Below are 15,509 nucleotides of genomic sequence, written 5' to 3'. Positions count from 1 at the left end.
CTCCTTTTATCTGTACTCATTTTCTTATGACTACTTTATTTTAGCACTTCAAACACGGTTTGAAACATGATTTTGATGTCTCCAAGGAAACTAAACTCTCGGAGATAGGCGAGGTTATAGCGCATCTTTTCAGGAAGGACGTGTTCGACATAGGCCTGGTCAACTGACAAACCTTTCTCCGTCATTTGACTGATGATGGTGTCCTCATCCTTGTAGTTGATGCTGGCTGGAGAGGTAATCCCTGCTGGTAAAAGCAAAGTCGCCATCATTTCAGGGCTATACTGCTCTGTGTAGCGTGGCACTTCAGGTCGTGTACCGACAAAGGACATCTCACCTTTAAGGACATTGACCAACTGAGGCAGTTCGTCCAAACGGACACGGCGGATGAAATTGCCAACCTTAGTGATGCGGCTATCGTTAGCAGAAGTCACCAGACTTCCTTTTTTATCCGCATCCGTCACCATGGTACGGAACTTCCAAATCTTGAAAGGTCGATTGTACTGGGTCACGCGCTCTTGCTTGTAAATCACTGGCCCCTTGCTATCCAACTTGATCCAAATGCTCAAAATGAGAAAGATGGGAGAGGTCAGAACCAGTACAACCAAGGCCAAAACCCAGTCCAAACAACGCTTGAAAATCAGCGAACCCTTCCTTTTAGAGACAAGCTGGTAGTAAGACTCAACCTCGCTTGATTTCATTTCCACGGGCAAGTCTTCCCATTTCAGCATGCTGTTTCTCCTTTGTTTTTATTATACTATTTGTCAACATTTTTCATTATACCACAAAATGGAAAAGGCGGTGAAAGAAATCTGTAATTTGAAGGATTTCCTTCTTACACTCAATGAAAATCAAAGAGTAAACTAGAAAGCTAGACGCAGGCTGCTCAAAATATAGCTTTGAGGTTGCAGATAAAACTGACATGGCTTGAATAGATTTTCAAAGAGTATTAGGCCATGGCCCCTACCTGCAAACTATACATCTTGTGATAGGTTCCTCCCAAGGCCAAAAGTTCCTCATGGCTTCCACTCTCGATAATGCGCCCCTTGTCCAAAACATAGATACAGTTGGCGTCTTGGATGGTAGAAAGGCGGTGAGCAATGGCAATGGTTGTTCGTCCCTGTCTCATCTTAGCCAGTGAAGCTTGAACCAGACTTTCTGTTTCAGAGTCAATATTTGCTGTCGCTTCATCCAAAATCAAGATTTTGGGCTGACTGGCAACTGTTCTAGCAAAGGCAAGAAGCTGGCGCTGTCCAGTTGAAAAGCTCGAACCACGCTCGGACACAGGTGAGTCGTAACCCTGAGGAAGGTCTTGAATAAAGGAATCTGCATCCACGAAGGCTGCAGCAGCCTGGACCTGCTCATCACTAATGTCTTGGTACATGGCGATATTGGACTTAATGGTTCCATGATAGAGGAAGGGTTCCTGCAAGACCAGACCGATGTTTTTTCTCAGCTCTTCCTGACTGTAGTCCCTAATATCCACATCGTCCAAGAGAACTCGCCCTGATTGAAATTCATAAAAGCGCATGAGGACATTAATAATCGAAGATTTCCCTGAACCTGTATGGCCTACAAATGCAATGGTTTCACCCTTGTTAACCGAAAAGGAAATATCATCCAGAATCTGATGTTTCCCGTCATATGAGAAACACACATGTTCAAAACGGATATTGCCTTCTTTGACTTTAGCCTGGCCATTTTCTTGAAGAGGTTCATAGGTCCTCTCGTCTATCAGGGAAAAGACACGACCTGCAGAAACCATAGACGTTTGCAGGGTTGAGAAGTTTTGCGTCACTTCAATCAAGGGATCAAAGAGACGATTGATATACTGGATAAAGGCATACATGGTTCCTGCCGTTATTCCCAGATAAAGACCACGATAGCCAAAATAGGCCATCAAAACAGCGTATCCTAGAAGTTTCAGTAAACTCATGGCAGGACGCAAAAAGAGAGCATCCAAGGCTACAGAACGGTTGGCATAGACCAAGTGTTCTTGGTTGATTTCATCGAATTCCGCCTGCAGGCGCTTCTCTTGATTAAAGGCCTGAATAATCCTGATGCCCTCGATATTCTCTGCCAGCTTACTATTGATATCTGACAAGAGACTTCTGGTTTTCTCAATGATTTTCACTGATTTTTTCCGATAGAGATTGACCAAAAGGAAGATCAAGGGGAGAAAGAGCAAGACTAATGCTGTCAAACGAAAATCCAATACCAACATGGTATAAAGAGTTGTCAGAAAGATGAAAACTGCTGAGATAAAGCTAGATAAAATCCCCGAAAACATATCGCTGATGGTCTCGGTGTCATTTGTCAAACGAGAGACGATAGAGCCTGCTGGTGTCTTGTCAAAATAGGACATGCCCAATTTCTCCATATTGGCAAAGGCATCCCGACGAATATCCCTAACAATACTGTATGACACCCGTGCAAAGAGAAGATTACCGACATACTGAACTACAGTTTGTAGGATATAAAGGCCATAGTAGGCCAGCAAAACGGTAATGGCTAGTTGGTTAAGATTACTCAGATACTGGTCGATAAAGTGGGAAGCCACAAGGGGAATGACACTTTTGATGACCGTCGTCGCTAGGAGAAAACTGAGTGCCAAAAAGGTCAGGAGGCCGTAAGGCTTGAGATAGGACATCAAGCGCTTCAATACAGTCCATTGTTCTTTCTTATTCTGCATCTTCTTCTCCTTTCATTTCCATCTGCTGAGACTGGTAGGTTTGGGCATACCAGCCATCCAAAGCTAGCAAGTCTTCGTGTGTGCCCTGTTCAATAATTTGACCATTTTGCAGAACCAAGATTAGATCTGCATGGACAACTGCACTCAGGCGATGAGCCGTAATAATGGTTGTCTTGTCCTTTCGCGTCTCCTTAAGGTTGTCGATAATCGCATATTCTGTCTTGGCATCCACGGCCGACAAAGAATCATCCAAAATCAAGATATCTGGATCTAAAATCATAGCCCGACTCATGGCCAGACGCTGCTTTTGACCACCAGAAAGACTGACTCCCTTTTCACCGATAATGGTCTCAAATCCCTGAGGCATGTCTACAATGTCTTGATAAACTTGAGCTAGCTTAGTCGCTTCCTCGACTGCAGAAAGGGTCAAGTTCGGATTTCCAAAGCGAATATTGTCTAAGATAGAAGTCGCAAAGAGGAATTGATCCTGAGGAACATAACCCATAAGACTACGAAGGTCTGTCAGACGATAATCTCTAATATCATGACCATTTAGATAAATGGCTCCCTTGTCCACATCGTATTCACGCAAGAGAAGCTTAATCAAGGACGTTTTTCCAGAGCCTGTCTGACCAACCAAGCCCAGTGTTTGCCCTTTTTCCAAGCTAAAGTGAATATCCGTCAGTGTTTCCTCATTTTCAAAGGCAAAGCTATCAATATCATACTGCAAGCGCCCGTTTACAATGCCATCTAAAGGAAACTCAGGATCTTGTACAGGTGATTCCTGAGACAAGAGTTCCTCAATCCGCTGGTAGGAAACCTTCCCTCGCTGAGTGATATTAAAGAGGAAACCGATAGCCATAAGAGGCCAAACCAGCATATCCAAGTAGCTGATAAAGGTAACCAGATTTCCAACCGTGATTTTCCCTTCCTGAACCATCAAGGAACCGACCAAAAGCGTTAAAACATAGGAGGAGCCAACAAACAAGAGAACCATGGGGTCAAAGAGACTATCGTATTTCATGGTTTGCAGGTTCTTTTGGAAGGTCAATTCATTGACTGCCTGAAAAGACTCCAGCTCGTCTGCCTGATAACCGAAAGATTTGGTCACTTTGATACCTGATACAGACTCCTGCACCTTGTTATTGAGTTCAGAAAAGGCAGCTTGGGACTCTCCAAAGGCTCTGTGAGTCTTTCTACCTAGACGACTGGTCGCATAGGCCATGAAAGGCAGGGGAAGAATGGCAACCAAGGTCATTTGCCATGAAATGCTAAAGAGCATGGTCAACAAGGTCACTAAAGCTGTGATTGAGGCATCCACCGCTGACATAACCCCTCCCCCTGCCAGACGCGTTAAGGCATTGATATCGTTGGTTGCGTGTGCCATCAGGTCCCCCGTCCTATAGGTTTGATAAAAGGCTGGAGACATTTTTGTGAAATGCTCAAATAAGCGAGAGCGCATAATCTGTCCCAAACGGTAGGAAGTACCGAGGATATACATACGCCAAACATAGCGCAGATAGTACATCCCAAAGGCAGCAAGTAGCAAGTAAAATAGGTCAAGAAGGAGGTCCTGCTGGGTTAATTGTCCCGATGTGATGGCATCAATGACCCGCCCCATGACCATAGGTGGAATGAGATTGAGGACGGAAACCAAGACCAGGGCCACAATTCCGACTAGATAACGGCGTTTTTCTAACTTGAAAAACCACCAAAGTTTTTGAATAATGGACATAAAATCCCTTTCTGATTGCAAATGAAAACCTGAGGCCAATACTCAATGAAAATCAAAGAGCAAACTAGGAAACTAGCCGCAGGCTGTACTCGAGTACGGCAAGGCGACGTTGACGCAGTTTGAATTTGATTTTCGAAGAGTACAAGACCCCAGGTTTTTCTTATTCATAGGTTACGACTGTGACCGCACCCTTGTCATACTCAGCGATAAAGATATTGGCTACATTGTCATGTCCTTGTTTGCTGAGGTTATCAAGCAGCCATTCTTCGTTACGACCAATCGACTCCAAAACATCGACTTGTATCACACCGTCAGTCACAACTGGATACTTAGGATTTTCATCCCCCATTTGGACCACGATGAGTTGGCCATTTTGCTCCTGCACAGCTCGTTTGACTTGCTTCATCTGGAAAATTCCTTGGCTACGAAGTTTGAGGGCTACTTCCGATGCAGACAAGCCAACTGAACGACAGGCTTCTGGGTCAATCTGCCCATTTTTGATAAGGAGAGTTGGTTTTCCATCAATCAAGCGTTTGACAAAACGAACATTGTTATTGAGCCACTTGAGGGTCAAGACCAAAATCGTCCACATCATCAAAATCACTGCATACTGGAGAATGCTGATAGAACTATTGTAAATCACCCCACCGATGATACCACCGAGAACATAGTTCTGAATTTGGTCTGTCGCAGAGTTAGGTGCTAGGTTCCCCTTTCCTGTCACATTGATAACAAAAACAAGCGAGAAGAGCCCCAAGGCCAGTTTGATTAAAATTTCCATATAATTGAGTGTCATTTGTTTACCTCCACCAATTCAATAGCGTCTGTTTGATTCAATTCTAATTTCTCTAAAAGATACTTGTCTGGTTGGCTCCCGTTCATGGCGCGGTAGAAATTTGGACCTACCTTGACAAGCGCTCCATCAGTGGCTGCAGAAGTATTGACATAAACTTCTGATTTATCCACTCCCAAGTCTTTGGAAACAACCTCTATGAAATGAAGGGAGGTTTGAAATTGGTTGTTAGAGGCTTGATTGGTCTGGTATTTTGAGATTGTCACCAAAAGCATGGCCACCAAGGTCAAGGCCAAAATCATGACCAATTCCCGAAACTTAGTCCCCTTTTTATCTCGATAGGCTTTTAAAGCAAAAAATCCTGTGATAGCTAGGAGAACAATTCCAAAGCCAATCATGATGCCATTTTGCTGACTGATTTGGCTAAGTACATAGTCATATGAGTAAAATTTCATTTATTTTCACTCCCTTTCATAAAATCATTCTTAATTATAAACGAAAGAGAGTGATTTTTCAAGCCATACGTTGGGGAAATGGACCTTTTTTTGGTATAATAAAATCTATAATCTGAATGAAAAAGGTAACTTTATGAAACTCATCTCATGGAATATTGATTCCCTCAATGCTGCCCTAACTAGTGACTCAACTCGTGCCAAATTGTCCCAAGAAGTACTACAAACCTTGGTCGCTGAAAATGCTGATATCATCGCTATCCAAGAAACCAAGCTTTCTGCCAAGGGGCCTACAAAGAAACACTTGGAAATTTTAGAAGAACTCTTCCCAGACTACGAAAACAAGTGGCGCTCTTCCCAAGAGCCTGCCCGTAAAGGCTATGCTGGAACCATGTTCCTTTACAAGAAAGAACTCACACCCACTGTCACTTTTCCAGAAATCGGTGCCCCTTCTACCATGGACTTGGAAGGCCGCATCATCACTTTGGAATTTGATAAATTTTTCGTGACCCAAGTTTACACTCCAAACACTGGCGACGGTCTCAAACGCTTGGAAGAACGCCAGATCTGGGATGTCAAATATGCGGAGTACTTGGCTGAACTAGACAAAGAAAAACCAGTCCTTGCATCCGGTGACTACAATGTGGCCCACAATGAAATCGACCTTGCAAATCCTGCTAGCAACCGCCGTTCACCAGGATTTACCGACGAGGAACGTGCTGGATTTACCAACCTTTTAGCAACTGGATTTACTGATACCTTCCGCCACATTCACGGCGATGTCCCAGAACGCTACACTTGGTGGGCACAACGCAGCAAGACTTCTAAAATCAACAATACAGGCTGGAGAATCGACTACTGGCTCACAAGTAACCGCATCGCTGACAAGGTGACCAAGTCCGATATGATCGACTCTGGAGCTCGCCAAGACCATACACCGATTGTCTTGGAGATTGAACTCTAAGGAGAAAACGAATGGACTATCAAGCTGTCATTCCTGAATTTGTAGTATCTGACATCGAAAAATCACGCCACTTCTACTGCGACTTGCTGGGATTTTCTGTCGAATACAAGCGTCCAGAGGAGAAATTTCTCTTCCTCTCGCTTGAAGACTGCCAACTTATGCTAGAAGAAGGCAGCACAGAAGAATTAGCCCAACTAACCTATCCTTTCGGGCGCGGTGTCAATATTTCCTTTGGCATTGAAGATGTCCCTCAGCTCCACCAAAAACTGCTGGAAGCTGACTATCCTATCCATCGTCCGCTGACCAAAAGAGAATTTCGAGTGGGAGATAGCTTTATTTACCCTCATGAATTTGCGATTTTGGATCCAGATGGCTATTTTTTAAGATTTAGCGAGTAGAATAATAAAGATTGGGAAAAAGTCTTTAAAGTTAAAAAGGCATATTATCAAGTCTTGAGAAATCTTGATAATATGCCTTTTATGATAGAAAAGCCTTCTAAATGTTAGCCAATAAGTTGATTTTTGCCCGTTTTTATTATATTTGTTCGTTTTTTATTTCAAAACATTAACAAAACATTTGATTTCTAAAGTTATTTAGTGTAAAATAAAAACATTGGCTCAAGCCTATTTTAAATTAAATATCGTTTTACTTGTTTATGTCGTGAATTGGCACGACGTTTCTACAAGGTGCCGGAACACCTAACAATAAGTAAGTCAGAGTGAGGTATGGGTGTTTTGCCATGCCTATTTTGGGGACTTACTTAGAGATTAAGTAGGCCCCTTTTGAATATTTTTAATATTTCCCTTAATTAGTGTGGACGGGAGCAACTTCCTTCGGAATTTCATCCCTAATTTTTGAGCCAAAAGTCTCAAAAATTCCGTCATAGACAATAACAAACTTATTGTCTATGATACCACTACAACAGGAAATATTTGATAAGACTCGCTTCGCTCGTACTAGTTTTATCAAATATATAGTACTAGCAAACTGGATCACCATAGAAACATTTAACCAACAAGTAAACTGGCTTTTAGACTTTAGGAGGTCTTATGAAATTATTAGAAGAGCGCATCCTCAAGGATGGGCATATCTTGGGTGACAACATCCTCAAGGTGGATTCCTTTTTAACCCACCAAGTTGACTTTAGCTTGATGAGAGAGATTGGTAAGGTTTTTGCGGAAAAATTTGCTTCTGCTGGCATTACCAAGGTCGTAACCATTGAAGCGTCAGGTATTGCCCCAGCCATTTTTACAGCGGAATCCTTAAACGTTCCCATGATTTTCGCCAAAAAAGCTAAGAACATCACTATGAACGAAGGAATCTTAACTGCCGAAGTTTACTCCTTTACCAAGCAGGTAACCAGCACCGTTTCTATCGCTGGCAAATTTCTCTCACCAGAGGACAAGGTCTTGATTATTGACGATTTTCTTGCTAATGGCCAAGCTGCCAAAGGCTTGATTCAAATCATCGAACAGGCTGGAGCAACAGTCGAAGCTATCGGTATTGTGATTGAAAAATCTTTCCAAGATGGCCGTGATTTGCTTGAAAAAGCAGGCTATCCTGTCCTATCACTCGCTCGTTTGGATCGTTTTGAAAATGGTCAAGTTATTTTTAAGGAGGCAGATCTCTAATGCAAACTCAAGAAAAACATTCGCAAGCAGCCGTTCTTGGCTTGCAACACTTACTAGCCATGTACTCAGGGTCCATTCTGGTTCCTATCATGATTGCGACAGCCCTTGGCTATTCGACTGAGCAGTTGACCTACCTGATTTCCACAGATATCTTCATGTGTGGTGTGGCAACCTTCCTCCAACTCCAACTCAACAAATACTTTGGGATTGGACTTCCAGTCGTTCTTGGAGTTGCCTTCCAGTCGGTAGCTCCCTTGATTATGATTGGGCAAAGCCATGGTAGTGGTGCTATGTTTGGTGCCCTTATCGCATCAGGGATTTACGTGGTTCTTGTTTCAGGCATCTTCTCAAAAGTGGCCAATCTCTTCCCATCTATCGTAACAGGATCTGTTATTACCACGATTGGTTTAACCTTGATTCCTGTTGCTATTGGAAATATGGGAAATAACGTTCCAGAACCAACTGGTCAAAGTCTCTTGCTTGCAGCTATCACTGTTCTGATTATCCTCTTGATCAACATCTTTACCAAAGGATTTATCAAGTCTATCTCTATTTTGATTGGTTTGGTTGTTGGAACTGCCATTGCTGCCAGCATGGGCTTGGTTGATTTCTCTCCTGTTGCGGCAGCACCACTTGTCCATGTCCCAACTCCACTCTACTTTGGGATGCCAACCTTTGAAATCTCATCTATTATCATGATGTGTATCATCGCAACGGTTTCTATGGTTGAGTCAACTGGTGTTTACCTAGCCTTGTCTGATATCACGAAAGATCCAATCGATAGCACACGCCTTCGCAACGGTTACCGCGCAGAAGGTTTGGCCGTTCTTCTCGGAGGAATCTTTAACACCTTCCCTTACACAGGATTTTCACAAAACGTTGGTTTGGTTAAATTGTCAGGTATCAAGACTCGCCTACCAATCTACTACGCAGCTGGTTTCCTGGTTCTCCTTGGACTCCTTCCTAAGTTTGGCGCCCTTGCCCAAATCATTCCAAACCCTGTCCTCGGTGGTGCCATGCTGGTGATGTTTGGTTTTGTATCTATTCAAGGGATGCAAATCCTCGCTCGTGTTGACTTTGCTAACAATGAACATAACTTTCTTATCGCAGCAGTATCCATAGCTGCAGGTGTCGGACTCAACAACAGTAATCTCTTTGTCAGCATGCCGACAGCCTTCCAAATGTTCTTCTCAAACGGAATCGTCGTAGCCAGCCTACTCGCCATTGCCCTCAATGCTGTATTAAATCATAAAAAGAAATAAGAAAAAGAGGTGTAGACCTCTTTTTTCTATATCCTTACCTGTCTTTCTTCTGACCTCTGGCCTGTGACAAACATGGTAAAGGTTGCTTTGCAGACATTTCTGCCTTCTTGATTGGTGATATCCACATCCACCACACAGGTTGTGCGACCTTGATGGACACATTCTCCTTTAATAGTCAGCACATCATCAAGTTTTCCTGCTTTGAGGTAGTTGATAGAGGATTGGAGCGTCACTCCGTCTAATCCTAGCGAGATAACCACCAAACCACTGATCTGGTCACAAAGGGTAAAGAGATAGCCACCATGAGCATTGCCATAGTAGTTGAGCGACGAGTCCACTACTTTGGTCGTCACCACAACGTGACCATCTCTCATTTGTTCAATTTCGTAATTTTCAAAGGCAGATATAGCGTCAAAATGAAAATCTTTCATCGTTTCCTCCTGATATTTCAAACGACACTATGATACTACTTTTTATAGGACTGTGCAAGGAGAAAGCTCCTAGTCTGGCAAAATTCCGACCTGCTCCACAAATCGCATAAAGGCCGCCTGTCCTTGTTCTGTCTGCTTGTAGACTCCTGCATCCTCAAGTACACGCGCAAAGATAGTACCCACAGAGTCCTTGACGATTTCAAGGGCTTTTTCTTTATCCGTTAGATCTGGATGGTGGGCTCTGAGTTGGTCTGCCCATTCCTGATGATAATCGGCAACTGTAACAGCTTCTCCTACAAGATAGCTAGCAACTTGCTCCACTTCTTCTTTCAGACGTGGTGGCAGGATTGCCAAGCCCATGACCTCAATCAAACCGATATTTTCCTTCTTGATATGTTGGACATCCTTGTGGGGATGATAGATACCATCAGGATGCTCTGGCGATGTTTGATTATCTCGTAAAACCAAGTCCAACTCAAACTGTCCATCGCGTTTACGCGCAATCGGTGTGATGGTGTGATGCGGTGTCCCATCAGTCTCAGCTAAAATCTGCACACTAGGATCTGAATACTGACGCCATTCCTGTAAAATCTTGTCAGCCAAGTTGATCAAATCCTCTTTGGAATCCGAAGTCAAACGCAACACTGACATAGGCCACTTGACAATTCCAGCCTTGACCTGCTCAAAACCAGCAAATCGGAAAGACTTTTGCAAGGGAGCCAATTCCATAGGAAATACGTGACGACCTCCTTGATAGTGATCATGAGTTAGAATAGAGCCCCCCACAATCGGCAAGTCGGCATTAGATCCAGCAAAATATCCTGGAAACTGCTCTACGATAGCCAACAGACGTTCAAAACTCTGACGACTAATGGCCATGGGACGATGCTGGCCATCTAAGAAAATACAGTGCTCATTAAAGTAAGCATAGGGCGAATACTGGAAGCCCCACTCCTGACCAACCATTTCAAAACGGATAATACGGTGGTTACTGCGAGCTGGGTGGTTGACCCGACCATGGTAGCCCTCATTCTCTAGACAAAGCTGACACTGAGGATAATTACTAACTTGCACCAACTTGGCTGCCGCAATCTCTTTGGGATCCTTTTCAGGCTTAGAGAGGTTGATGGTAATTTCAAGTTCACCGTAATCAGATGGAACACGATAAGCAATATTTTTAGCAATGGCCTTGAGTTTGATGTAGTCATTTTTCTGACTGAGTTGGTAAAAATCCTCTATCGATTGCTCAGGAGAGTGGGCATAGGTTTCCCAGAAGTCACGATTGACCTGACTCGGACAAGGAGTCACCAAGTCCATCAGTTCAGCACCAAGGATTTCACGTGCAGTCTGACTATCCTCAATCATCTCTAATCGAACGGCTTCCTCAACCAGCTGGTCCTTGAGGTCAATCACTTTATCCAGATCCGTCTCAACTTCCAAAACACCGTCTCCCACTCGTGCCAAGACACGATTGGTCAGGTAGATTCGATCCATTTCCTCAAATGAACTTTCAGAAATGACATGTGTTACAAATTTATCTACTAAGGTCACTATAGAGCCTCCTTTTAACTAGTCAAGGACGCGAGTGCCACCTGCAACTTCAGCGATATAGAAGCTTGGAGCGTAGCCAACTACTTCCTCGTAGTGTTTGCCTACAGCTTCCTTAAAAGCCTCAACAGTATCTTTTTGAACCAAGGCAATGGCACATCCACCAAAACCTGCCCCTGTCATACGAGCACCGAGAACACCTTCTTGTGTCCAAGCTGTGTGAACAAGAGTATCCAATTCCAAACCAGTTACTTCATAGTCATGCTCCAGAGAAACGTGTGACGCATTCATCAAACGACCAAATGTTTCCAAATCTCCTGCTTGAAGGGCTACTTGAGCTTTGAGGGTACGTTGGTTTTCAAGCACAGCATGGCGAGCACGTTTCAAACGATTTTCATCTTTAATCAGATAGCTGTATTGGTCAAAGGCCCACTCATCCAATTCACCCAAGGTCTGAATATCTAAAGCAACTTGCAATTCTTCCACTGCTTTTTCACACTCAGCACGACGTTCATTGTATTTAGAATCCGCCAATTCACGGCGTTTGTTAGTGTTCATAATAACAACGACATTGTCCTTCAAATCAAGTGGTACCAAATCATACTCTAAAGTGTTAGTATCTAAGTAAATAGCACGTTGGTCTGCACCCATACCGATAGCAAACTGGTCCATAATGCCAGAGTTGACTCCGATAAAGTTGTTTTCTGTTTGTTTTCCGATTTTAACCAAATCGAGACGCTCTAATTTTAAATCAAAGAGATGCTCTGCCACGACCCCTGTCAAAAGTTCCAAGGATGCTGAAGAAGACAAACCAGCACCATTTGGGATATTCCCATAAACAAAGAAATCAAAACCTTTGTCAATCACATGACCAGCTTCTTGCAAGAAATGAAGAACCCCTTTTGGATAATTGGTCCAATTGTGCTCTTTTTCAAACTTGAGGTCAGCGAGAGGCACTTCGATAATGCCCTTGTCCTCAAAATTAGCTGAGTAGAAACGTAAAACTTGGTCGTCACGCTTACGAGCTGCACCGTAAGTTCCCAAGGAAATAGCAGCTGGAAAAACGTGCCCACCGTTGTAGTCCGTGTGTTCACCAATCAAATTGATACGACCTGGTGAAAAGAAAGTTTGGTCTGCTTCTTGATCAAAAACAGCAAGAAAGTCTTTGCGAAGTGCTTCTGCAGTAAGATGTTGTGTCATTTGAATTCTCCTTTGACTGTCCGTTAAGCCACCTTAACATGTAATCGTTTTCTTCTATTGTATCCAAGGGATTTTCCAAGGTCAATCCTTTTTACTAAAATTTTACTAAACTATCAGTAAAAAGCAGAAAAATATGATATACTAACCTTAAAGAAGGAGGATTTATGGCTACCTTAAAAGACATTGCACAGCTAGCCTCTGTCTCTATCGCGACCGTATCCCGCGTCCTCAATCGCGACCAGAGCCTATCTGTTACAGAAGAAACCAGACACCGTATTTTAACCGTTGCTGAAGAACTGGGCTACACCAAGCACCTCAAGACAGGCGATTCCCACAAACCCAAGCAAAAGATTGCCATTATCCAATGGGTCAGTGAACAAGGAGAACTGGACGACCTTTACTACTACCAGATTCGCTTGGGTATTGAAAAAAGAGCCCAAGAGTTGGACTATGATATCTTGCGCTATTTTAATGACCATCCTTTTACCCTAAGCGAGGAAGTGATTGGGATTCTCTGCATCGGAAAGTTTAGTCGAGCTCAGATTTCTGCCTTTGAAGAATACCAAAAGCCTCTTGTATTTCTAGACAGCGATACACTTTCCCTGGGACATACCTGCATTATCACAGACTTTTACACTGCCATGAAACAGGTTGTCGATTATTTTCTCAGCCAAGGGATGGACCGCATCGGGATTCTAACAGGCCTTGAAGAAACAACCGACCAAGAAGAAATCATTGAGGATAAGCGACTGGAAAATTTTAGAAACTACAGTCAAACAAAAGGAATCTATCATGATGAATTAGTCTTTCAAGGAAGCTTTACCGCCCAGTCTGGCTATGACTTGATGAAGGAGGCCATTCAGAACTTGGGAGACCAACTCCCACCAGCCTTTTTTGCAGCTAGCGATAGTTTAGCCATCGGTGCCCTCCGTGCGCTCCAAGAAGCTGGAATCAACCTGCCAGACCGCGTCAGTCTTATTTCCTTTAACGATACTAGCCTGACCAAGCAAGTCTATCCTCCCCTCTCTAGCATCACCGTCTATACCGAAGAAATGGGCCGAGCAGGTATGGATATTCTTAATAAGGAAGTACTCCACGGTCGGAAAATCCCTAGCCTAACCATGCTGGGAACCAGACTGACATTGAGAGAGAGTACTCTGCCATAACTCCACAAATTAAAAATGACAAAAAATCCTAATAGAGAGTCTCAAATCTCCATTAGGATTTTCTTTTTTAGGCCATCACAATCATAGACTTAATGGTCTTACGTTCATCCATATCTTTATAAGCTTGATCAATATCTTCTAATTTATAGCTTGAAGTAAAGACACGGCCTGGATTGATATCACCATCAAGGACGGCTTTTAGTAAAAATTGCTTATCATATGTTGTCGCAGAAGCTGCCCCACCTGCTACAGAGATATTTTGCATAAATGTCGAACCAAGAGCACGATTATTATAGTGTGGGACTCCTACAAATCCCATACGCCCTCCATTATGAAGGACACCTAGCGCCTGTTCTACAGCAGCCTCCGTACCAACACATTCAAGTGCTGCGTCTGCTCCGCCACCGAGAATTTCACGCACCTTGGCAATACCTTCTTGACCTCGCTCAGCTACAACAGCTGTCGCACCCGACTCCAGAGCCATCTTTTGACGATCTTCATGACGACTCATAAGGATAATTTGCGATGCACCACGCATCTTCGCCGCGATGACAGCACATTGACCAACAGCACCATCACCGATAACAACAACCTTGTTCCCTTTTTGAACATTTGCAACTCGCGCCGCATGATAGCCTGTCGGCATAACATCTGCAAGAGTCAAGAGGGACTTTAGCATACCTTCTGTGTAGTCAGAAGGTTGTCCAGGGATTTTAACCAGCGCCCAGTTTGCATAGTGAAAACGAATATATTCCGCCTGAAAATCGCCTCCCAAGTTATTACCAATATGATTGTCGCAAGAACCGTCAAAACCAGCAAGACAGGCATCACATTCACCACATCCATGAGTAAAAGGGACAATGACAAAATCACCTGGTTTCACCGTCGTAATGGATTCCCCAGTTTCTTCGACAATCCCAATCGCTTCGTGTCCACTATTTTTGTGTCCAGCTTTCGTTTCTGGATTACGGTACCTCCATAGATCCGATCCGCAAACGCACGCACGAACTACACGAATAATCGCATCATCTGCGTCTATAATTTGCGGACGTTCAATTGTAGCAAGACCAACCTGACCTGCCTTTGTATATACTGCTGATTTCATTTAAATTTTTCCTTCCTTGTAAAGTTTAATTTTGAGATTTAAGCGATTTAAAGCCACCTGTAACTGAGACAAGCGCTCCTCTAATTTTTTCTTTTCCTCTTCTAAAATACCAAGCCTTTTCTCTCGCGTTTCATCCCCCTTTTGGTAGAGAGACATATAGTCAACTAAACTATCTACAGAGACACCTGCCGAACGAAAACACTTAATAAATTCCAGAGCTTCAATATCATGATCTTGAAAATCACGAATTCCAGTTGCAGTTCGAGTAATCGGTGGCACAAGACCAACCCGTTCATAGTACCGAATCGTATCCGCTGAAATTCCCAACAAGTCACTAGCAGATTTAATATTCATACACTAACCTCCTCTCATTCACTGAATTTAAGCTATTCTAACTCACTTATCTTATTATATAATTTTGAGTTGACTCCAAGTCAAGCATTTTGCGTCTAATCGAAAAATTTTTTATCATTATCAGTTCTCTTATTAGCATACCTTTTCATCAATCAAAGAAAGAGGTTGGGGAAAGCGTC

At 43.3% G+C, this 15,509-nt stretch carries 15 protein-coding genes and 1 riboswitch; of the genes, 5 read left to right on the top strand and 10 right to left on the bottom strand.

Annotated features, from left to right (window positions below):
* Nucleotides 1–35 precede the first annotated feature (35 nt).
* The 5 genes from SM12261_RS02280 to SM12261_RS02260 all read right to left on the bottom strand — a co-directional run bounded on the left by SM12261_RS02280 (nucleotide 36) and on the right by SM12261_RS02260 (nucleotide 5,672).
* The gene (locus SM12261_RS02280; RefSeq protein WP_000922210.1) at nucleotides 36–728 is read right to left on the bottom strand and encodes a sugar transferase; all 693 of its coding nucleotides are present in this window, start codon (nucleotides 726–728) and stop codon (nucleotides 36–38) included.
* Nucleotides 729–946: 218 nt separating this feature from the next.
* Complete coding sequence (locus SM12261_RS02275) at nucleotides 947–2,689, bottom strand: ABC transporter ATP-binding protein (protein WP_001180041.1); 1,743 nt, start codon at nucleotides 2,687–2,689, stop codon at nucleotides 947–949.
* Entirely contained in the window at nucleotides 2,679–4,424 is a 1,746-nt protein-coding gene (locus SM12261_RS02270; protein ID WP_000022595.1) for an ABC transporter ATP-binding protein, read from the bottom strand. Before SM12261_RS02270 ends, SM12261_RS02275 begins: the two co-directional genes overlap by 11 nt.
* A 160-nt stretch (nucleotides 4,425–4,584) precedes the next feature.
* A complete protein-coding gene (locus SM12261_RS02265) occupies nucleotides 4,585–5,220 on the bottom strand; it encodes a DUF421 domain-containing protein (protein WP_000174457.1) in 636 nt (211 codons plus the stop codon).
* On the bottom strand, nucleotides 5,217–5,672 hold the full coding sequence (locus SM12261_RS02260; RefSeq protein ID WP_000675337.1) for a DUF3290 family protein: 456 nt from the start codon (nucleotides 5,670–5,672) through the stop codon (nucleotides 5,217–5,219). Before SM12261_RS02260 ends, SM12261_RS02265 begins: the two co-directional genes overlap by 4 nt.
* Before the next feature lie 133 nt (nucleotides 5,673–5,805).
* Between SM12261_RS02260 and SM12261_RS02255 the strand changes: the two genes are divergently transcribed.
* The 4 genes from SM12261_RS02255 to SM12261_RS02235 all read left to right on the top strand — a co-directional run bounded on the left by SM12261_RS02255 (nucleotide 5,806) and on the right by SM12261_RS02235 (nucleotide 9,526).
* Nucleotides 5,806–6,633, top strand: a complete 828-nt coding sequence (locus SM12261_RS02255) for an exodeoxyribonuclease III (RefSeq protein WP_004238789.1) — start codon at nucleotides 5,806–5,808, stop codon at nucleotides 6,631–6,633.
* 11 nt (nucleotides 6,634–6,644) lie between these two features.
* Nucleotides 6,645–7,031, top strand: a complete 387-nt coding sequence (locus tag SM12261_RS02250; RefSeq protein ID WP_000386222.1) for a bleomycin resistance protein — start codon at nucleotides 6,645–6,647, stop codon at nucleotides 7,029–7,031.
* A gap of 231 nt (nucleotides 7,032–7,262) precedes the next feature.
* Nucleotides 7,263–7,358: riboswitch (purine riboswitch) on the top strand.
* 324 nt (nucleotides 7,359–7,682) lie between these two features.
* Nucleotides 7,683–8,264 carry a xanthine phosphoribosyltransferase gene (locus tag SM12261_RS02240; protein WP_000770412.1) on the top strand — a complete coding sequence of 194 codons (582 nt, stop codon included), beginning with the start codon at nucleotides 7,683–7,685 and terminating at the stop codon, nucleotides 8,262–8,264.
* Complete coding sequence (locus tag SM12261_RS02235) at nucleotides 8,264–9,526, top strand: nucleobase:cation symporter-2 family protein (protein ID WP_001194508.1); 1,263 nt, start codon at nucleotides 8,264–8,266, stop codon at nucleotides 9,524–9,526. The genes SM12261_RS02240 and SM12261_RS02235 overlap by 1 nt, the downstream gene beginning before the upstream one ends.
* A gap of 26 nt (nucleotides 9,527–9,552) precedes the next feature.
* Here SM12261_RS02235 and SM12261_RS02230 read toward each other — a convergent pair whose 3' ends face one another.
* The 3 genes from SM12261_RS02230 to SM12261_RS02220 all read right to left on the bottom strand — a co-directional run bounded on the left by SM12261_RS02230 (nucleotide 9,553) and on the right by SM12261_RS02220 (nucleotide 12,705).
* Nucleotides 9,553–9,957 (bottom strand): PaaI family thioesterase, encoded by a 405-nt coding sequence (locus SM12261_RS02230; RefSeq protein WP_000651224.1) that lies wholly within the window; start codon nucleotides 9,955–9,957, stop codon nucleotides 9,553–9,555.
* Nucleotides 9,958–10,026: 69 nt separating this feature from the next.
* On the bottom strand, nucleotides 10,027–11,508 hold the full coding sequence (locus tag SM12261_RS02225; RefSeq protein WP_000176976.1) for a UDP-glucose--hexose-1-phosphate uridylyltransferase: 1,482 nt from the start codon (nucleotides 11,506–11,508) through the stop codon (nucleotides 10,027–10,029).
* A gap of 18 nt (nucleotides 11,509–11,526) precedes the next feature.
* Nucleotides 11,527–12,705, bottom strand: coding sequence for a galactokinase (locus SM12261_RS02220; protein ID WP_000191949.1), 1,179 nt, complete (start codon nucleotides 12,703–12,705; stop codon nucleotides 11,527–11,529).
* A 164-nt stretch (nucleotides 12,706–12,869) separates the two neighbouring features.
* On the opposite strand from SM12261_RS02220, the gene galR reads away from it, so the two are divergent.
* The gene (galR, locus tag SM12261_RS02215) at nucleotides 12,870–13,871 is read left to right on the top strand and encodes a DNA-binding transcriptional regulator GalR (protein WP_000212485.1); all 1,002 of its coding nucleotides are present in this window, start codon (nucleotides 12,870–12,872) and stop codon (nucleotides 13,869–13,871) included.
* 67 nt (nucleotides 13,872–13,938) lie between these two features.
* Here galR and SM12261_RS02210 read toward each other — a convergent pair whose 3' ends face one another.
* Together SM12261_RS02210 and nmlR are read right to left on the bottom strand one after the other, a co-directional pair.
* Complete coding sequence (locus SM12261_RS02210) at nucleotides 13,939–14,976, bottom strand: zinc-binding dehydrogenase (RefSeq protein ID WP_000833747.1); 1,038 nt, start codon at nucleotides 14,974–14,976, stop codon at nucleotides 13,939–13,941.
* Nucleotides 14,977–15,330 (bottom strand): stress response transcriptional regulator NmlR, encoded by a 354-nt coding sequence (gene nmlR / locus SM12261_RS02205; protein WP_001022624.1) that lies wholly within the window; start codon nucleotides 15,328–15,330, stop codon nucleotides 14,977–14,979.
* Nucleotides 15,331–15,509 lie beyond the last annotated feature (179 nt).

The organism is Streptococcus mitis NCTC 12261 (assembly GCF_000148585.2).
GTDB lineage: Bacteria > Bacillota > Bacilli > Lactobacillales > Streptococcaceae > Streptococcus > Streptococcus mitis.
The sequence above is the reverse complement of the archived record's forward strand: the minus strand, read 5'-3'. Positions and strand labels throughout refer to the sequence as shown.